This is a genomic window from Haloferax sp. S2CR25, from assembly GCF_031624535.1.
Lineage (GTDB): Archaea > Halobacteriota > Halobacteria > Halobacteriales > Haloferacaceae > Haloferax > Haloferax massiliensis.
Genome location: NZ_JAMQOO010000006.1, coordinates 1 through 17,453, shown reverse-complemented (window position 1 = coordinate 17,453; position 17,453 = coordinate 1). Strand labels below are relative to the sequence as shown.

At 67.6% G+C, this 17,453-nt stretch carries 18 protein-coding genes; 9 read left to right on the top strand and 9 right to left on the bottom strand.

All coding sequences use genetic code 11. From position 1 onward, the window contains the following. From NDI65_RS14545 to argF, 4 genes are all read left to right on the top strand, one after another. Entirely contained in the window at nucleotides 1–933 is a 933-nt protein-coding gene (locus NDI65_RS14545) for an acetylglutamate/acetylaminoadipate kinase (protein ID WP_310893781.1), read from the top strand. Next, nucleotides 933–2,069 (top strand): acetylornithine/succinylornithine family transaminase, encoded by a 1,137-nt coding sequence (locus tag NDI65_RS14540; RefSeq protein WP_310893780.1) that lies wholly within the window; start codon nucleotides 933–935, stop codon nucleotides 2,067–2,069. Before NDI65_RS14545 ends, NDI65_RS14540 begins: the two co-directional genes overlap by 1 nt. After that, nucleotides 2,066–3,208, top strand: coding sequence for a [LysW]-lysine hydrolase (locus NDI65_RS14535; protein WP_310893779.1), 1,143 nt, complete (start codon nucleotides 2,066–2,068; stop codon nucleotides 3,206–3,208). The genes NDI65_RS14540 and NDI65_RS14535 overlap by 4 nt, the downstream gene beginning before the upstream one ends. 72 nt (nucleotides 3,209–3,280) lie before the next feature. Further along, nucleotides 3,281–4,180, top strand: coding sequence for an ornithine carbamoyltransferase (gene argF, locus NDI65_RS14530; RefSeq protein ID WP_310893778.1), 900 nt, complete (start codon nucleotides 3,281–3,283; stop codon nucleotides 4,178–4,180). 13 nt (nucleotides 4,181–4,193) lie between these two features. Here the strand turns inward: argF and NDI65_RS14525 are convergent, their stop codons facing one another. Next, the gene (locus NDI65_RS14525; protein WP_310893777.1) at nucleotides 4,194–4,658 is read right to left on the bottom strand and encodes an ester cyclase; all 465 of its coding nucleotides are present in this window, start codon (nucleotides 4,656–4,658) and stop codon (nucleotides 4,194–4,196) included. Between the two features lie 150 nt (nucleotides 4,659–4,808). On the opposite strand from NDI65_RS14525, the gene NDI65_RS14520 reads away from it, so the two are divergent. Together NDI65_RS14520 and NDI65_RS14515 are read left to right on the top strand one after the other, a co-directional pair. Beyond that, nucleotides 4,809–7,013 (top strand): ATP-dependent DNA helicase, encoded by a 2,205-nt coding sequence (locus NDI65_RS14520; protein ID WP_310893776.1) that lies wholly within the window; start codon nucleotides 4,809–4,811, stop codon nucleotides 7,011–7,013. A gap of 81 nt (nucleotides 7,014–7,094) precedes the next feature. After that, nucleotides 7,095–8,471 carry a cytochrome P450 gene (locus NDI65_RS14515; protein ID WP_089777147.1) on the top strand — a complete coding sequence of 459 codons (1,377 nt, stop codon included), beginning with the start codon at nucleotides 7,095–7,097 and terminating at the stop codon, nucleotides 8,469–8,471. A gap of 72 nt (nucleotides 8,472–8,543) precedes the next feature. Here NDI65_RS14515 and NDI65_RS14510 read toward each other — a convergent pair whose 3' ends face one another. Together NDI65_RS14510 and NDI65_RS14505 are read right to left on the bottom strand one after the other, a co-directional pair. Continuing rightward, nucleotides 8,544–9,041 carry a 2'-5' RNA ligase family protein gene (locus tag NDI65_RS14510; RefSeq protein WP_089777146.1) on the bottom strand — a complete coding sequence of 166 codons (498 nt, stop codon included), beginning with the start codon at nucleotides 9,039–9,041 and terminating at the stop codon, nucleotides 8,544–8,546. 55 nt (nucleotides 9,042–9,096) lie between these two features. Beyond that, entirely contained in the window at nucleotides 9,097–9,291 is a 195-nt protein-coding gene (locus tag NDI65_RS14505; RefSeq protein ID WP_089777145.1) for a hypothetical protein, read from the bottom strand. Between the two features lie 76 nt (nucleotides 9,292–9,367). Here NDI65_RS14505 and NDI65_RS14500 point away from each other — a divergent pair, with 76 nt between their 5' ends. Together NDI65_RS14500 and NDI65_RS14495 are read left to right on the top strand one after the other, a co-directional pair. After that, nucleotides 9,368–10,564, top strand: a complete 1,197-nt coding sequence (locus tag NDI65_RS14500; protein WP_089777144.1) for an SPFH domain-containing protein — start codon at nucleotides 9,368–9,370, stop codon at nucleotides 10,562–10,564. A gap of 452 nt (nucleotides 10,565–11,016) precedes the next feature. Then, nucleotides 11,017–11,511, top strand: coding sequence for an acyl-CoA thioesterase (locus tag NDI65_RS14495; protein WP_042665339.1), 495 nt, complete (start codon nucleotides 11,017–11,019; stop codon nucleotides 11,509–11,511). Nucleotides 11,512–11,535: 24 nt separating this feature from the next. On the opposite strand, the gene NDI65_RS14490 is transcribed toward NDI65_RS14495, so the two are convergent. The 4 genes from NDI65_RS14490 to uvrB all read right to left on the bottom strand — a co-directional run bounded on the left by NDI65_RS14490 (nucleotide 11,536) and on the right by uvrB (nucleotide 16,068). Then, a complete protein-coding gene (locus NDI65_RS14490; protein WP_089777143.1) occupies nucleotides 11,536–11,976 on the bottom strand; it encodes a universal stress protein in 441 nt (146 codons plus the stop codon). 78 nt (nucleotides 11,977–12,054) lie between these two features. Next, a complete protein-coding gene (locus NDI65_RS14485) occupies nucleotides 12,055–13,137 on the bottom strand; it encodes a sulfite exporter TauE/SafE family protein (protein WP_089777142.1) in 1,083 nt (360 codons plus the stop codon). 408 nt (nucleotides 13,138–13,545) lie between these two features. Further along, nucleotides 13,546–13,965, bottom strand: a complete 420-nt coding sequence (locus NDI65_RS14480) for an NUDIX hydrolase (RefSeq protein WP_089777140.1) — start codon at nucleotides 13,963–13,965, stop codon at nucleotides 13,546–13,548. Nucleotides 13,966–13,971: 6 nt separating this feature from the next. Next, nucleotides 13,972–16,068, bottom strand: coding sequence for an excinuclease ABC subunit UvrB (uvrB, locus tag NDI65_RS14475; protein WP_089777139.1), 2,097 nt, complete (start codon nucleotides 16,066–16,068; stop codon nucleotides 13,972–13,974). An 88-nt stretch (nucleotides 16,069–16,156) separates the two neighbouring features. Between uvrB and NDI65_RS14470 the strand changes: the two genes are divergently transcribed. Further along, the gene (locus NDI65_RS14470; RefSeq protein ID WP_007275806.1) at nucleotides 16,157–16,426 is read left to right on the top strand and encodes a hypothetical protein; all 270 of its coding nucleotides are present in this window, start codon (nucleotides 16,157–16,159) and stop codon (nucleotides 16,424–16,426) included. A gap of 137 nt (nucleotides 16,427–16,563) precedes the next feature. Here the strand turns inward: NDI65_RS14470 and NDI65_RS14465 are convergent, their stop codons facing one another. Both NDI65_RS14465 and NDI65_RS14460 read right to left on the bottom strand, forming a co-directional pair. Further along, on the bottom strand, nucleotides 16,564–17,163 hold the full coding sequence (locus NDI65_RS14465) for a transcription antitermination protein (RefSeq protein WP_310893775.1): 600 nt from the start codon (nucleotides 17,161–17,163) through the stop codon (nucleotides 16,564–16,566). A gap of 173 nt (nucleotides 17,164–17,336) precedes the next feature. Then, a partial coding sequence (locus tag NDI65_RS14460) for an integrase core domain-containing protein (protein WP_310893828.1) occupies nucleotides 17,337–17,453 on the bottom strand: 117 nt, incomplete at its 5' end.

Below are 17,453 nucleotides of genomic sequence, written 5' to 3'. Positions count from 1 at the left end.
ATGACAGGATACACACGCGAGGAACTGCTCGCGGCACACGAACAGCTCGTCGACAACGAAGCGAACCTACTCACCGATGGCGGTTCCGAGCCGCCGGTCGTCGTCAAAATCGGCGGCGCGAAAGCCGTCGACCCGCAGGGGGCCGTCTCCGACGTGGCCCACCTCGTCGCCAACGGCACCGACGTCGTCGTCGTCCACGGCGGCTCGACCGCCGTCGACGAGACGCTCGAAGAACTCGGCGAGGAGCCGACGTACGTCGAGTCGCCCTCGGGCGTCTCCGGGCGCTTCACCGACGAGCGCACCATGGAGGTCTTCTCGATGGTGATGCCCGGCAAGCTCAACACGGACCTGACGGCGCTGTTCCGCGAGGCGGGCGTCGACGCGCTCGGCCTCTCGGGCGTCGACGGCGGTCTCCTGACCGGCCCGCGCAAGTCGGCCGTCCGCGTCGTCGAAGACGGCAAGAAGAAGATAAAGCGCGGCGACCACTCCGGGAAGATTACCTCGGTGAACGCGACGCTCCTCGAAACCCTCCTCGACGGCGGCTACACGCCCGTCGTGACCGTGCCGATGCTCGCCGACGACGGCGTGCCGGTTAACGCCGACGCCGACCGCGCCGCGGCCGCTGTCGCGGGCGCGCTCGGCGCGAAACTCGTCGTCCTCACCGACGTGAAGGGCGTCTACGCCGACCCCGACGACGAGTCGACGCTCATCGAGACGGCCGACACGCCCGAGGAGTTCTCGGCGCTCGAATCGGCCGCTGAGGGGTTCATGACCAAGAAGGTCATGGCCGCGAAGGAGGCGCTCGACGGCGGGGCCGCCGAGGTCGTCGTCTCCGACGCGAACCTCAACGACCCCATCGTGACGGCGCTCAACGGCGGCGGTACGCACGTGACGCCCGGCGCGCTGGTCGAGGCTGAGGAGGCTGAGCAGTAATGTCCGGCTTCGTCTTCAACGAGAAACCCATCGCCATCGAGTCCGGCGAGGGACCGTATCTCTACTCGGACGACGGCACCGAATACCTCGACTTCGGCGCGAGCTACGCCGTCGCGGCGCTCGGCCACTCCCACCCCGCGGTCACCTCGGCGATTCAGGAGCAGGCCGCGAAGCTGACCTACGTGCAGGCGTCGTACCCCGTCGAGGTCCGCACGGAACTGTACGAGAAGCTGGCGACGCTCGCGCCCGGCGACATCTCGAACGTCTGGCTCTGTAACTCCGGCACGGAGGCAAACGAGGCGGCGATGAAGTTCGCCCGCTCGGCGACCGGCCGCCAGAAAATCGTCGCCACGAAGCGCGCCTTCCACGGTCGCACCCTCGGGAGCCTCGCGCTCACGTGGAAACAGAAGTACAAAAAGCCCTACGAGCCGGTCGCCGGCGGCGTCGAGTTCGTCAGCTACGGCGACGAAGCGGAACTCGCCGAGGCCGTCGACGACGAGACGGCCGCGGTCTTCCTCGAACCGATTCAGGGCGAAGGCGGCATCAACCCCGCGACGGCGGAATATCTCCAGACCGCCCGCGACCTGACCGAGGACGCCGGCGCGGCGCTCGTCTTCGACGAGATTCAGACCGGCATCGGTCGCACCGGGTCGCTGTGGGCCTGCGAGAACGCCGGTGTCGTCCCCGACGTCCTGACGAGCGCGAAGGGCATCGCCAACGGTCTCCCGCTCGGCGCGACGCTGTGTGCCGACTGGATTGCCGACGGCGCGGCCTCCCACGGCTCGACGTTCTCCGGCGGTCCCGTGGTCTGTGCGGCGGCGAACGCCACCCTCGACACAATCGTCGAGGAAGACCTGCCGGGCCACGCGGCCGCGGTGGGCGACTACCTCACGACGGAACTCGAAGCCGCCGTCGAGGAACACGACCTGCCGGTCCGCGAGGTCCGCGGCGACGGCCTCATGGTCGGCGTCGAGGTCAAACGCGGCGCGAACCGCACGCTGAAGCACCTCGCGCTGTCCGAGCAGTTGCTCGCGCTCCCGGCGGGCCGGACAGTCGTCCGGTTCCTGCCGCCGCTGGTCATCGAGGAGGAACACGCCGACCGCGCGGTCGACGCCATGACGAACGTGTTATCATGAACGCCGAAATCGAACGCGAAGACGACGAGGCAGACGTGGAGAACGCGGGAGCGGCCGACGCCGAGACCGACGCGAGCGCCGTCTCCGACGACGGGACCGACGCCCTCGACGAAGGCGAGTGGGCCGAGGCGCGCCACCTCCTCTACGACATGGTCTCGACGCCCTCGGTGTCGGGTGAGGAGGAGGCGGCCGCCGAGGTGCTGAAGGCGTTCTTCGAGGCGCACGACCGCGAGGTGTGGATAGACGAGGTCGGCAACGTCCGCGCGCCGGCCGACGACGCGGTGCTTCTCACCTCCCACATCGACACCGTCCCCGGCGACGTGCCGGTGAAAATCGAAGACGGCGTCCTCTGGGGACGCGGCAGCGTCGACGCGACCGGACCGCTCTGTTCGATGGCCGCGGCGGCCGTCGAGACGGGCGTCTCGTTCGTCGGCGTCGTCGGCGAGGAGACCTCCTCGCGCGGCGCGTGGCACCTCGTGGAAGACCGCGAGGAGCCCGACGCCCTCGTCAACGGCGAGCCCTCCGGTTGGGACGGCGTCACGCTCGGCTACCGCGGCTTCCTCTCCGGGACGTACATCGCGACGAGCGAACTCGGTCACTCCTCGCGCCCCGAGGAGAACGCCATCCAGTCCGCGGTCGCGTGGTGGTCCCGCGTGGCCGACTTCTTCGACGAGGAGCGCGACGGCGTCTTCGACACGGTGACGACCAAGCCCGTGACGTTCGACGGCGGCCCGAGCGACGACGGCCTCGCGGTTGAGGCGACGGTTGACGTGCAGTTCCGCGTCCCGCCGCGGCTCGCTATCGACGACGTGCGCGAGGTCGCGGAGGGCGAGCTCACCCGCGGCGGCGTCCACTGGAACAAGCCCATCCCGCCGGTCATGATGAACCCCCGAACCGACGTGGCGCGGGCGTTCCGCGTCGCCATCCGCAACGTCGGCGGCGTGAAGCCCCGGCTCCTCCGCAAGACCGGGACCAGCGACATGAACATCTTCGCCGGCACGTGGGACTGCCCGATGGCGACCTACGGTCCCGGCGACTCCGACCTCGACCACGCCCCGAACGAACACCTCGACCTCGCCGAGTTCGACAGCGCCATCGACGTGCTCGTCGACGTGTGCGAGCGCCTCGCCGACGACTGAGGCGAGGCGAGCGGCGACGACGACCGAACAACCCGGACGACGAACCGACACGGAGACACGACACACGACACAATGCTCGAAACCACCCACTTCACCGACATCGACGACATCAGCGCATCGGAGTTAGACCGCGTCCTCACCCGCGCCGCCGACATCAAGTCCGGCGACGACGAGACGCAGCTCACCCGAGCGACGCTGGCGATGCTCTTCGAGAAGCCGAGTACCCGGACGCGTGTCTCCTTCGAGACGGGGATGACCGAACTGGGCGGCCACGCGCTGTTCCTCGGCCCCGAGGACATCCAGCTCGGCCACGGCGAGCCGCTTTCGGACACCGCGCGCGTGCTGGGTCGCTACGGCGACGCCATCATGGTCCGCCTGTTCGACCACGAGGACCTGCTCGAAATCGCCGAGCACTCCGACGCGCCGGTCATCAACGGCCTGACCGACGACGCCCACCCCTGTCAGACGCTCGCCGACCTGCTCACCATCCGCGAGCACGTCGGCGACTTCGCCGAGGTGTCCGCGGCGTGGGTCGGCGACGGCAACAACGTCGGCCAGTCGTTCGTCCTCGGCTGTGCGATGGCCGGCATCGACCTCACCGTGGCGACGCCGCCGGCGTACGGCGTCGACGACGACGTGCTCGAAAAGGCGGACGAACTCGGCTCGGCACCGACGATTACGACCGACCCCGAAGAAGCCGTTTCGGACGCGGACGTGGTCTACACCGACGTGTGGATTTCGATGGGTCAAGAGGACCAGCGCCACGAGAAACTGCAGGCGTTCGAGGGGTTCCAGCTCAACGAGGAGTTGCTCTCGGGGACCGACGCGAAGGTCATGCACTGCCTGCCGGCCCACCGCGGCGAGGAGATTACCGGCGACGTGCTCGAAGGCGAGCGCTCGCTCGTCTGGGACCAGGCGGAGAACCGCCTGCACGCCCAGAAGGGCCTCATCGTCGAACTGCTCGAAGAATAAGCGAGTCCGCCGCTTACGCCGGCGCGCCCGCACTGCCTTCGGCGTCCGCCTCCGCCTCGGACGGAATCAGCCCGAGTTGCCGCATCGTCCCGAAGTAGTCGAAGGCGTCCCACTGTTCCGCGATTCTGTCGCCCTCGAAGCGGTAGATAGTGATACCGCTCGACTGCCAGTGGTTCCCGGTCGGTTCCGCGGTGAGGTACGACGGCGCTTCGTTCGTCCCTTCGAGCGTGTAGCGGACGGCGACCCGGTCGCCGGCGGCGAACAGGTCGTCGACGGTGAATTCGAGGTCCGGCGTCCCGTCGAGGACCGCCTGAACCATCTCGCGCGCGCCGTCGACGCCGCGGTCGCCCATCGGGTCGTGCATGACGAAGTCGTCGGTCGCCAGTTCGTCGAAGGCCGCCGGGTCACGGCCGTTCCACACCGCCTCTTCGACGTGCCGAACCGTCGCTTTCATCTCGGCTGTCGGTATCGGGTCCATCTCGGTTCACCCGGTGTGAGTACGTCCGGACGAAGCATAGAACATTTGTCAGTTGTTTCTGTGAGTCTTGTCTGTCGGCCGGTCGCCGCCGAGAAAAAGGCGGGGTGGGTGCTCCGAGCCTTTTAATCGGATGGCGGCCGAGATTCTCCCGTGGCCCACGCCAACGGCGCACCCGACGACGGCGACGCGGACGGCGCGTGGCGGTTCTTCCCGTACGACGAGCCGTACCCAAATCAGGAGGCGGCGATGGCCGGCATCGCCGACGCGCTCGACGACGAGCGGAACGTCCTCCTCGAAGGGGCGACCGGGACCGGGAAGACCATCTCCGCGCTCGTGCCCGCGCTCTCGTACGCCCGCGAGCACGACAAGACGGTCGTCATCACGACCAACGTCCACCAGCAGATGCGCCAGTTCGTCGAGGACGCCCGCGCCATCACCAGAGAGGAGGCCATCCGCGCGGTGGTGTTCCGCGGGAAGTCCTCGATGTGCCACATCGACGTGGGCTTTCAGGAGTGCCAGACCCTCCGAGATACGACCCGGAGCATCGTCGAAAAGGAGTCAGACAAGGCCGAACTCTCCGAGCAGGCGCAGTCGCTCCTCGACGGGATGCGCGAGGGCGAGTCCGGAGCGGCCGACGCGCGGAGCGCCGTCACGGACGAACTCGACGCCCTCGACGACGAACTGGAGGAGTTGAAAGAGGGCAACTACTGCGAGCACTACTACAACAACCTCACGCGGAACACGGACGAGTTCTTCCAGTGGCTGTTCGACGACGTGCGGACGCCCGACGAGATTTTCGAGTACGCGGGAAAGCAGAACCTCTGCGGCTACGAACTGCTCAAGGAGGGCATGGAGGGCATCGACCTCGTCGTCTGCAACTACCACCACCTGCTCGACCCGATGATACGCGAGCAGTTCTTCCGGTGGTTGGACCGCGACCCCGACGACGTGATTACGGTGTTCGACGAGGCGCACAACATCGAGAGCGCCGCCCGCGACCACGCGAGTCGCGCGCTCACCGAGAACACGCTCGAAAGCGCGATGAACGAGCTGGAAGACGAAGACGACTCGCGGGCCGAGAGCGCCCGCAACGTCATCGGGACGTTCCTCGACGCGCTTCGCGACAGCTACGAGGAGGCGTTCGGCTTCGGCGAGCGCGAGCAGGTCGGCGAGAACTGGTACGACCTCTCTATCGCCAATCAGGGCCGCCGCGACGACCTGACGATGGAGTTCCTGCAGTCCTACGAGGGCCGCGGCATCGACGTGGAGGTCGAACTCGCCCTCCAGTTGGGCAAGCAGTTGGACGAGCAGTACGAAGACGCGTACAAGAACGGCGAGGCGACGACGCGCAAGGAGTGCCAGACGCTCCAGGCGGCGAACTTCATCGCCGACTGGACGGAGATGGGCGGCGAACTCGGCCGCCACCCGATGCTGTCGGTCCGCCGCGACGGCGGCACAGACGAGATTTACGGCCGCGCAGAGCTGTACACCTGCATCCCGCGAGAGGTCACGAAAGAGCTGTTCGAGGAGGTCCACGCGAGCATCCTGATGTCGGCGACGCTCCGCCCGTTCGACGTGACGGAGGGCACGCTGGGCCTCGAAGACCCGGTGACGATGGCCTACGGCCTCGAATACCCCGAGGAGAACCGCCGGACGTTCTCCGTCTCGCTGCCCGCGCTGTTCTCCTCCGAGCGCGACGACCCCGGCACGCAGCAGACAATCGAGGAGATGCTCGCGGACGCGGCCGCCTTCACGCCGGGCAACACGCTCGTGTTCTTCCCGTCGTACGCCGAGGCGGAGCGCCACCACGAGCGCCTGCGGGCCAACCCGGACGTCGACGCGGAGCTGTTTTTGGACGAGCCGGGCGTCCGCGCCGAGGAGATGCGCCGGGAGTTCGTCGGCAAGGACGGCGCGGTGCTTCTCACCTCGCTGTGGGGGACGCTCGCCGAGGGCGTGAGCTTCGACGGCGACGACGCCCGAACCGTCGTGGTCGTCGGCGTGCCCTACCCGCATCTCTCCGAGCGTCTGGAGGCGGTACAGGCCGCCTACGACCGCGCCTACCGCGGTAAGAAGGACGCCGGCTGGCGCTACGCCGTCGAGATTCCGACGATTCGAAAGACCAGACAGGCGCTCGGGCGGGTCATCCGCGCGCCCGACGACTTCGGCGTCCGCGTGCTGGCCGACAAGCGCTACACCCGCGAGAGCTCCTCGATGGGCAAGTACGGCGTCCGCGGGTCGTTCCCGGTCGAAGAGCGCGCCGAGATGGTCGACATCGCGCCGAACAAACTCAAGTTCGCCATGCTGAACTTCTACACCGACCGCGACGCCTACGACGGCGACCCGCCGCGACCCTGAGCGGGTCGCGCTCGCAGTCGGAGCGAGAGCGACGACCGCGACCGCCGTGCAGTTCTTACCTGTTCGAACCAACACAGGGTGATGAGTGCGACCCCTCCCGGACCGAAGGGCCTCCCGTTGTTCGGCGCGAGCAGGCAGTACGCCCGCGACCCGTTTACGTTCCTGACGGCCGTCGCGGACGCCTACGGCGACGTGATCCACTTCGACCTCGGCCCGCTCGACACGTACATGCTCACGAACCCGACGGACGTCGAGACGGTGCTCGTGAGCGAGGCGTCGAAGTTCAGGAAGCCGCAGTTCCAAGACCGCGCCATCGGCGACCTGCTGGGCGACGGCCTGCTCATGAGCGAGGGCGCGACGTGGAAGAAACAGCGCCGGCTCGCCCAGCCGGCGTTCGACGTGCGACGCGTCTCGACGATGGCCGGCATGATGACAGACCGGACGGAGTCGATGCTGTCGTCGTGGGGAGACGGCGACGTGGTCGACGTGCAGTTGGAGATGGCGCGGCTGACCGTCGAGATAATCGTCGACGCCATGTTCGGCACCGACCTCGACGAGGGGCGCGTCCGGCGGGTACAGGAGAACCTCGAACCGCTCGGCGCGCGGTTCGAACCCGACCCGCTTCGGTTCCTGACGCCCGACTGGGCACCGACGCGGGAGAACCGCCAGTACAAAGAGGCGCTGTCGAAGCTCGAATCGCTCGTCTGGGACATCGTCGAGGAGCGCCGCGGGACCGAGTACGGCGAGACGCCGGCGTCGTCGGTGCCGGCCGGCGCGACGGGCGACGACCGGCCGATGGACCTGCTTTCGATTCTGCTCCGCGCCTACGACGAGGGCGAGCAGACCGAACAGAACCTCCGCGACGAGCTGATGACGATGCTCCTCGCGGGCCACGACACGACGGCGCTGACGCTGACGTACGCGTGGTATCTGCTCTCGCAACACCCCGAGGCGGAGGCGAAACTCCACCGCGAACTGGACGAGGTGCTCGGCGGGCGGACGCCGACGTTCGAGGACGTGCGAAAACTGGAATACACCGAGCGCGTGCTGAACGAGGCGATGCGGCTGTACCCGCCGGTGTACGTCATGTTCCGCGAGCCGAAGGTGGACGTTCGCCTCGGCGGCTATCGCGTCCCCGCGGGGTCGGCCATCATGCTCCCGCAGTGGGTCGTCCACCGCTCGGAGCGCTGGTGGGACGAGCCGCTTTCGTTCGACCCGGACCGCTGGGCGTCCGAGCGGACCGTCGACCGCCCGCGCTTCGCGTACTTCCCGTTCGGCGGGGGGCCGCGTCACTGCATCGGCAAGCACCTCTCGCTGCTCGAAGGCCGGCTCATCCTCGGCACCGTCGCCCAGCGATACGAACTCGACTACGTCCGCGACGAGCCGTTCTCGCTCCGCGGGTCGCTGACGATGCACCCCGAAGAGCCGATGGGGATGCGACTCCGGGCGCGAGAGTGACGGACAGTGGTCTGCGCGCCGCCGCCGGCGACGACGACAGTCGAATCTCCAACGACCGTCAGGGCCTCGCGGTCAGGCCGGAAGCGAAATCGAGGCGGCGGTCTCGCGGAACGACGAGTCGTAGACGTCGAGCTGTGAGACGGTCCACTCGATGGGGTCGAGCGGTTGGCTCGCGACCGCGCGGGCGTCGGCGAGGCTGCCACCGCGGGCGAGCGTGACGTGCGGGACGTAGTCGTCACCTTCTATCCCCTCGATAGCGCCGAACTCGTCTGCGAGCGTGCGGTGGAGGTCGAGGAGGCCGGGGCTCTCGACCGCGAGGTAGACGACCGGCGCGGCTCCGCGGGGCGGCTCCTCGAAGAACCGGATATCGGTCACGCGGGCTTCGAACGCCGGTTGCCCGGCGAGCGCGCGCCGCAACTGTTCGCGCAGGCGGTCGAACTCGACGTCTTCGAACCGCTTACAGACGAGGGTGTGCCGGTCGCGGGCCCGGTCGAACGGGGCGAGGTACGGAAACAGGTCGGACGCGAGGCGGGCGACCCGCCCCGGAACCGGGACGTTCAGACTGTACACGCCCGTGTCTCACGGGAGAGACACAAAGGCGTATCGTCGTCGCCGCGGGCGACGGTTAGATTCGGTCGAGCAGCCAGAGGATGATGAGCACCGCGACGACGAGGCCCAAAAGCGGCTGGAGCGGGCCGAGCAACGCGCCGAACAGCCCGAGCACCTCGCCGATGATTTCGAGGACGAGCCAGACGAGGACGAGCAGGAGGATGATTTTCAGCAGGTCCTCCACGTCGATTCGGCCGCGGTTGGTTCGCATATCGGGCCGTGGGGCGTTCGGGGCCAAATAGTTGGTGGCCGGGTAGCTTTATTCCGCTTCGGTGTCACTCTCCACCATGGACAGCCTGTTCTACCAACTCGGCCGGCTCTCGGCGAGTTCCTCGTCGTCGGGCGCGGAACGGGTCGACAGCGACCCCGGCCGAATCCCGCGGTGGCTCGGTCCCCTCGCGGTCGCGGTGGTCGTCTTCGGCCTCGCAGTCGTCGTCTTCCCCGTCACGCCGCTGACGCTCGCGGGCTACGTCGTCATCGCGCTCGCCGTCGCCGCGGTGTACGACGCGGTCGAAATCGTGCAGGCGTACGAAAAGCGGACGCTGACGGTGTTCGGCGACTACAAGGGAATCCTCGAACCGGGGCTGAACGTCGTCCCGCCGTTCGTCTCGAAGACCTATCGCTTCGACATGCGGACCCAGACGTTAGACGTGCCCTCCCAAGAGGCCATCACGGAGGACAACTCGCCGGTCACGGCCGACGCCGTCGTCTACATCCGCGTGATGGACCCCGAGCGCGCCTTCCTCCAGGTCGACAACTACCGCCGGGCCGTCTCGCTGCTCGCCCAGACGACGCTCCGGGCCGCCCTCGGCGACATGGAACTCGACGACACGCTGGCGCGACGCGACCACATCAACGCGCGCATCCGCCGGGAACTCGACGAGCCGACCGACGAGTGGGGCGTCCGCGTGGAGTCCGTCGAGGTCCGCGAGGTGAAGCCCTCGAAGGACGTCGAGAACGCGATGGAACAGCAGACCTCCGCCGAGCGCCGCCGCCGCGCCATGATTCTCGAAGCGCAGGGCGAGCGCCGCTCCGCCGTCGAGAAAGCGGAGGGGGACAAGCAGTCGAACATCATCCGCGCGCAGGGCGAAAAGCAGTCGCAGATTCTCGAAGCGCAGGGCGACGCCATCTCGACGGTGCTTCGGGCCCGCGCGGCGGAGTCGATGGGCGAGCGCGCCATCATCGACAAAGGCATGGAGACGCTGGCGAACATCGGCACCTCGCCGTCGGCGACGTACGTCCTGCCGCAGGAACTCACGTCGCTGCTCGGTCGCTACGGGAAGGGTCTGAGCGGTTCCGACGTACAGCAGGCGGCGGGACTCGAAAGCAAGGCGTTCGACGAGGAGACCCGCGAACTCCTCGGCCTCGACGACATCGGCGAGATACTCGGCGAGTTGGACGGCGTCGAGACGGCGGACATCTCCGCGGACGCCGTCGACATCGAGATCGAAGACGGCGGCGTCGAGACTGAGCGCGTCGAGTGAGCGAAAAAATCCGATACGCGAATCGGCCGCGAACCCACCCGACGCACCGAGGGTCCGGTGCAGCGTCGTGCCCGGTCTGCGGGGGCGACCGGCGCGAGTCCCGTCGTCCGGCCGTCGCGGTTCGGCGAGGCGCGAGGCGGACGTGAGACGGGAGACCGCTCGGTGCGTCGACTTCGGGTCGTGGCTGATTCCCCGCTCGTCCGGCCGAACGAGAGTCTGAGCCGTCGGAACGTTCCCCCGAACGCGGACGAGAGACGGGCGTCGGCGTCCCACCACCGGTCTGCGGTTCGCGCAGACACCGTCACATACGTGACAAACACTATTAATCATCTAGGTCGTTGAAACGTCGCGCGACGTGCGGCGGCCGCCCCCAACCCGAGCGATTAATCGCCTTTATTTCCATTTTTCACGACGTAGAATAATTTAACCACGTCCGACTCCGACTGTGTGGTATGCAACAGCAGTCGTCGGTCGGGACGCGGTCGCTGTCGGCGTCTCGTGCCGAGATGAGCGAGATTCTGATGCCCAACGACACGAACAACCTCGGGCGCGCCCTCGGGGGGCGGATTTTGGAGTGGATGGACGTCTGCGGGGCCATCGCCGGTCGTCGCTTCGCCGAGCGGCAGGTGGTCACGGCGTCGATGGACCACGTGGACTTCCTCGCGCCCATCGACGTGGGCGACGTGGTGACCGTCGAGGCGTACGTCTTCGACACCGGCCGCACCAGCATGGACATCAAGGTGGACGTGACCGCCGAGCGGCCGAGCGAGGGCGACCGCCGCGAGACCATCACCTCCTTTTTCACGTTCGTCGCGCTTGACGACGACGAGAAGCCGATTCCGGTCCCGGACCTCGTCTGCGACTCCCAAGAGGAGCGCGAACTGCGCGACGCGGCGCTCCAGAAGCGCCGCGAGCACCGCGCCGCGCTGGCCGAAGAGTTCGAGTAGCGCGGACCGCGAGAGGCCCGGGTCTTACTCTTCGCCCGCCGCGCGGACGGTCAACACCGGCGCGTCCGACTGCCGGACGACGCGCTCCGTGACGGAACCGACGAGGTAGTGGTCGAGACCGGTGCGGCCGTGGGTCGCCATCACGACGAGGTCGATGTCGCCGTCGGCGGCGTAGTCGACGATGGTCGAGTGCGGGACGCCCTCGACGACGATGCGTTCGGTCTCGACGCCCTCGGGGAGCGCCTCGACTGCGGCGTCGGCCGCGGACTCCGCGCGGTCGAGTTCGGACTTCTCCCACACGTCCGGCGCGATGCCGGCCGAGGGAGACTCGAAGCGGTTGCGCGAGTCGGCCACGGACAGGACGTGGACCGTCGCGCCGTACGTCTCGGCGAGGGTCGCCGCGTGTTCGATTGTCGCGTCGGTCGCGTCACTGCCGTCGGTCGGAAGCAGGATGTGGTCGTACATGGGTGAGGGTTCAGAATCGAGGACTGTGAAAGTGGTGCCGGTGGGGGCGATTCGGATGTGTGAGTGGGTCGATGGTCGTCAGATGCCCAGCGCCATCAGGAACAGCGCCAGCGAGATGACGGCGAACAGGACGCCGACGAAGTTCTTGATGACGCTCGTCTCCAGCGCGTTCGACACGTAGGGCGCGATCTGGCCGCCGAGGACCGTCGCGGGGACGGTGAAGACGACCATGTTCCACGGCGTCGTCGCGAGGCTCAGCGAGTGGCCGCCGACGAGGCCGCCGCCGAAGACGTGGACCAGCGACGCCAGGATGGCGGTCAGCGCGACCACGATGTGGTTCGTACCGATGGCGACGCGGACGGGAACTTTCGTGCCGAGCATCGAGATGATGCCGAGTTCGCCGATACCGAAGCCGGCGAGGCCCTGGAACATCCCGCCGACGCTGTAGTTGGCGAAGCGGCGCAGGTAGCCGCCGCGGGTGTAGGTGTAGTCGTCGCCGTCGCGGTCGACGCGGGTGACGGTCCCGTCGTCGGCCGTGTTGACGCCCGCGGGGCCGAGCTTACCGGGGTCGTTGGGGAGGCTCGCGGAGACGCCGCCGTCGGTGGCCGCGGCGTGGTCGGAGCCCGACGAACCGTGGTCCTCGTGACCGAGGTCGGCGGTGAAAAGCAGGTACGACGCGGCGAGCAGCGCGATGCCGAGCAGCGCGTGGAACACCACGTCGGGGATGACGAACGAAAGCAGCGCGCCGCCGACGACGAACGGAATCGACCCGCCGACGAGCGTCAGCGCCAGTCGACGGTCGACGAGCCCGTACTGGATGAAGGCGACGGCCGAACTGGAGAGGCCGAACGCCTCGCTGATGAGGCCCACCTTCACCAGCGTCGACGAGTCGAGCGGGTGCGCGAAGATGGGGAAGATGAAGATGAGAAACGGGACGAAGAGCGCCGACCCGCTGATGCCGACCGTGTTCACGATGGTCGCGCCGGTGAGGAACACCGGGAACAGCCACCAGTACTGGAGCCAGTACTCCATGCCTGCACCCGACGGCGTCGGTGCCATGGTTAACACCGAGACGAGGAACAGCAGGGGAGCGATGAACACGAGGATGTGTTGGTACTTCAGGAACGACTTCTGGACGTGACTGAGAGACTGAGAGCTCATGGTTCTCGTTGTTGTCAGTACGCAGTAACGTTCGCGTGCACTCGCGTGGAGTGACGCGTCGAAAACAGCCCGTTTGCCGAGTCATCAGCGGCACCGACCCGCGCGCGTTCACCGTCTCCCGAGGATGCGACCGCGTCGCACGCCGGGGGGACCGGCGTGCCGTGGCCGCCCGAACTGTCGAGCACGGAGTGCTCGAATCCGCGGACCATTCAGGTAATGCCTCCGTTGGGGTAGGCGTGGTGAACGGTGTGGGTTGCAGGCTCGTCCGCCGAGGTGCGGATCACGGTGGAACGGGCATAGCGAGGATGGGCTAATAAGTCTTAATGTCGCCCCGGCATTTTGGGTACGGTCCACACACCGACGCGCGTCGAAAAACCAGTAACATGTGTTTCTATCCAAAATCTGCGCTCACTCGTTGGGTTCGAACAGCCGTCTGACCAGCGCCCGTTCGGTCTCGTAGGAGAGCCGTTCGAGGGCTTCGGCCGGGGTGACCCACCGGCGCGCGTCGACCTCGCCGTCCGGTTCGAACGGGCGCTCGTCGGCGACGCGCATGTGCCAGACGAACACGCCCTTCGGCCCGCCCGGCGTCCCCGCGTCGTCGGGGACGCGGTACTCGTAGCGCCCGGCGAACCGGCCGCAGTCGACCGCGCAGCGCGTCTCCTCGCGGACCTCCCTGACGGCGGTCTCGACCAGCGTCTCGCCGGGTTCGAGTTTCCCCTTCGGGAGCGACCAGTCGTCGTAGCGCGGTCGGTGGACGAGACAGAGTCGGCCGTCGTCGCGGCGGAGGAGGCCGCCGGCCGCGAACGTCAGGGTTGGCGGTTGGGACACGGCCGGTCAGAACTCGTCCGGCGGCGTCAGGCCGTCGTCGCCCTCGCCGTCGTGTTCGTCGGGGTACTCGGGCGCGACGCCGTCTTCGAGCGCGTCCACGTCGAACTCGCGGCGGAGCGTCTGGATGCGGTCGCGGATGTCGGCGGCGAGTTCGAATTCGAGGTTGTCGGCGGCCTCCTGCATCCGGTCTTCGAGGAACGCTATCTGTTCCGCCGCCTCGTCCGCGTCGGCGGGTTCGTCGCCGGAGACGCCGCGGGTGTCGGTCTTGCTCCCCGGCAGGTTCGTCTCGCCGACCTCCTTTTCGATGGTCGTCGGGGTGTAGCCGTGTTCCTCGTTGAACGCCTGTTGGATGCGGCGGCGGCGCTGAGTCTCGGAGATGGCGGCCTCCATCGCGTCGGTCATCTCGTCGGCGTAGAGCACGACCTCGCCGTTGACGTTGCGGGCGGCGCGGCCCATCGTCTGGACGAGCGTGGTCTCCGAGCGCAGGAAGCCCTGCTGGTCGGCGTCGAGGATGGCGACCAAGGAGACTTCGGGGATGTCGAGGCCCTCGCGGAGGAGGTTGATGCCGACGAGCACGTCGATGTCGCCGAGGCGGAGCGACCGGATGAGTTCGTGGCGTTCGAGCGTGTCGGTCTCGTCGTGCATGTAGGCCACGTCGACGCCGGCCTCTTCGAGGTACTCGGTGAGGTCCTCGGCCATCCGCTTCGTGAGCGTCGTGACGAGCACGCGCTCGTCGCGGTCGATGCGCTCGTCGATGCGGGCCATCAGGTCGTCGACCTGCCCGGTCGCCTCCGTCACCTCGACCCTCGGATCCACGAGGTGGGTCGGGCGGACGATTTGCTCGACGATTTGGTCGGAGTGCTCGCGCTCGTAGTCGCCGGGCGTCGCGGAGACGAAAAGCGCCTGTCCGACGGTCTCTTCGAACTCCTCGAAGGTGAGCGGGCGGTTGTCGTAGGCCGTCGGCAGGCGGAAGCCGTTTTCGACCAGCGAGTCCTTCCGGGACTTGTCGCCGGCGTACTGGCCCTTAATCTGCGGGAGCGTGACGTGCGACTCGTCGATGACGGTGAGGAAGTCGTCGGGGAAGTAGTCGAGGAGCGTGTAGGGGGCGTCGCCGGGTTCGCGGTCCGAGAGGTGGACCGAGTAGTTCTCGATGCCGGAGCAGTGGCCCGTCTCGCGGAGCATCTCGATGTCGAAGGTGGTGCGCTCTTCGATGCGCTGGGCGGCCACGAGGTCGCCCTGTCGCTGGAAGTGCTTCACCCGCTGTTCCATCAACTCCTCGATTTCCGAGATGGCTCCTTCGAGCTGTTCTTCGGGGATGGAGTAGTGTTCCGCCGGGTGGACGAGCACCGCCGGCTCCGACGACTTCACCTCGCCCGCAAGCGGGTCGAGCTTCAGCATCCGGTCGATTTCGTCGCCCCAGAACTCGATGCGGACGGCGTAGCGACCGTACATCGGGAACACCTCGACGGTGTCGCCGCGGACGCGGAACGTGCCCTGTCGGAAGTCCACGTCGTTGCGCTCGTAGTTGAGGTCGACGAGCGCGCGGAGCAGTTCGTCGCGGTCCATCTGTTGGCCGACCTCCAGCCGGAGCGACAGGTCGGTGTAGTTCTTCGGGTCGCCGAGGCCGTAGATGGCCGACACCGAGGCGACGACGATGACGTCGTCGCGGGTGAGAAGCGACCGGGTCGCGGAGTGGCGGAGCCGGTCTATTTCCTCGTTTATCGACATGTCCTTGTCGATGTAGGTGTCGGTCTGTTCGATGTACGCCTCGGGCTGGTAGTAGTCGTAGTAGGAGACGAAGTACTCGACGGCGTTGTCGGGAAACAGCCCCTTGAACTCCTCGTACAACTGGGCGGCGAGGGTCTTGTTGTGCGCGAGGACGAGCGTCGGCTTCTGAATCTCCTCGACGACCCACGAGACGGTGTTGGTCTTGCCGGAGCCGGTGACACCGAGCAGGGTCTGTACGTCGGCACCCTCGCGGAAGCCGCGGGCCAGCGCCTCGATGGCCTCGGGTTGGTCGCCGGCGGGGTCGAAGGGGGCGTCGACGCGGAATTCGCGGTCTGCGTCGGGTCTGTCGGCGGACAGGGGACCGGACTCGCTCATTGCCGGTCCTTGGGTCGCGGCGTACTTGAGCGAGGCGGTGCTTGTCGCCGGAGGAACGGTTTTGGGGCGGGCTGTCGAACGTTCCTGTATGACGCGAGCCGAACTCGAACGCGCGAGCAACCTGCTCAAGGAAGCCGCCGAGGCGACCGACGGCGACGTACAGGAGCGACTCTACGAACAGTCCGACCAGCTCGCGAAGCTGGCGACGCGCGAGCAGGGACCGGACCACGGGCGACTCGCCCGGCACATGACGGTCCTCCACGACCTCGCCGAGGACCTCGACGGCGACGTCGCCGAGACGGTCCGCGAGGCCCGAAGCGAGGTCCTCGAATACCGCAAGGGCGTCCCCGGCGTCTGACGACCGGCTGACAAACCCCTTCGTTTCTACTGGAACTCACCCGTTACGCCGCCAGTCGGCGCTGTCGGCACTCGGTGAGCGAAGACGGATTTCGCGCCGAGCGGGTCGCCCCGCGACCACGGATATGAAAAAGCGAGTCAGCAGACGTTCTTCGGCTTGACGCCCATGCCTTCCAGCGTCTCGACGTACTCGTCGTAGGCGGCTTCGACCACCGCGTCGGCGGCCTCGCGGGCGACGGCGTCGTCTTCGACGAGGTCGGAGACGGCGGCTCCGAGCGCGTCGAGTTGGTCGTTGAGGTCGGACTTGAGCGTGCGGAAGTCGTTTGCGGCCATCGGGTCCGCGTCGCCGACGAAGAAGCCGACCATCTGCTCGACGGTCTTCAGCGACACGAGCGCGCGGGCGAGCGCGCCGCCGAGGCGGCCGTCGGTCGTCTCGAACTCGGCGAGCACGTCGTAGACGTTCGGCTTCGACCCGTCAGGCTCCGCGCCGACGGCGTCGGCGTGCTCGCGGGCGGTGTCGGCGAGGTCCGAAAAGAGCGCGGCGGCCTCGTCGTTCGGTTCGTCGTCGGCCCACCAGTCGAACAGGTCGGCGGCGGCGGCGGCCTCGGCGGCGGCGGCCGCGCGGACCGCGTCGCCGTCCATCTCGCCGCCGGTGACGGCGTACAGCGCCTTCGAGGAGCCGAGTCGGGAAAGCGGCGTCTCGTGGTCGTCGCGGAGGGTGTCGAGGAGTTCGGTCATACGGCCCCGTATGGTCGTCTCGGGTTTGTACCCATCGGCGGCGGCGAGTCCGGCTCGAGTCTGCGACGGGCGAGGAGGTGACTGGCAAGTCGCCCGCCGAGTCGGCCGGTTCATGACATCCAACCGAGCCGAACCCGTTCGAATATTAAACATTATGTATTGTATGGCACTGTCTAGTTAGTCGCCTCCTCGACCGGTGTTCGTCCGTCGAGCGCTTGATGCGGTCTTTGAAAGTTGTAGTATTGCACAAATTGTATGAACCACTCGCGGACGCTTCCGTGACTGCCCAC

Coding starts and splice junctions, on each gene's coding strand:
- NDI65_RS14490 (WP_089777143.1), bottom strand. CDS start 11,976: ATGTACGACCACATCCTGCTTCCGACCGACGGCAGTGACGCGACCGAC.
- NDI65_RS14495 (WP_042665339.1), top strand. CDS start 11,017: ATGCAACAGCAGTCGTCGGTCGGGACGCGGTCGCTGTCGGCGTCTCGT.
- NDI65_RS14540 (WP_310893780.1), top strand. CDS start 933: ATGTCCGGCTTCGTCTTCAACGAGAAACCCATCGCCATCGAGTCCGGC.
- uvrB (WP_089777139.1), bottom strand. CDS start 16,068: ATGAGCGAGTCCGGTCCCCTGTCCGCCGACAGACCCGACGCAGACCGC.
- NDI65_RS14485 (WP_089777142.1), bottom strand. CDS start 13,137: ATGAGCTCTCAGTCTCTCAGTCACGTCCAGAAGTCGTTCCTGAAGTAC.
- NDI65_RS14470 (WP_007275806.1), top strand. CDS start 16,157: ATGACGCGAGCCGAACTCGAACGCGCGAGCAACCTGCTCAAGGAAGCC.
- NDI65_RS14465 (WP_310893775.1), bottom strand. CDS start 17,163: ATGACCGAACTCCTCGACACCCTCCGCGACGACCACGAGACGCCGCTT.
- argF (WP_310893778.1), top strand. CDS start 3,281: ATGCTCGAAACCACCCACTTCACCGACATCGACGACATCAGCGCATCG.
- NDI65_RS14515 (WP_089777147.1), top strand. CDS start 7,095: ATGAGTGCGACCCCTCCCGGACCGAAGGGCCTCCCGTTGTTCGGCGCG.
- NDI65_RS14545 (WP_310893781.1), top strand. CDS start 1: ATGACAGGATACACACGCGAGGAACTGCTCGCGGCACACGAACAGCTC.
- NDI65_RS14525 (WP_310893777.1), bottom strand. CDS start 4,658: ATGGACCCGATACCGACAGCCGAGATGAAAGCGACGGTTCGGCACGTC.
- NDI65_RS14535 (WP_310893779.1), top strand. CDS start 2,066: ATGAACGCCGAAATCGAACGCGAAGACGACGAGGCAGACGTGGAGAAC.
- NDI65_RS14500 (WP_089777144.1), top strand. CDS start 9,368: ATGGACAGCCTGTTCTACCAACTCGGCCGGCTCTCGGCGAGTTCCTCG.
- NDI65_RS14505 (WP_089777145.1), bottom strand. CDS start 9,291: ATGCGAACCAACCGCGGCCGAATCGACGTGGAGGACCTGCTGAAAATC.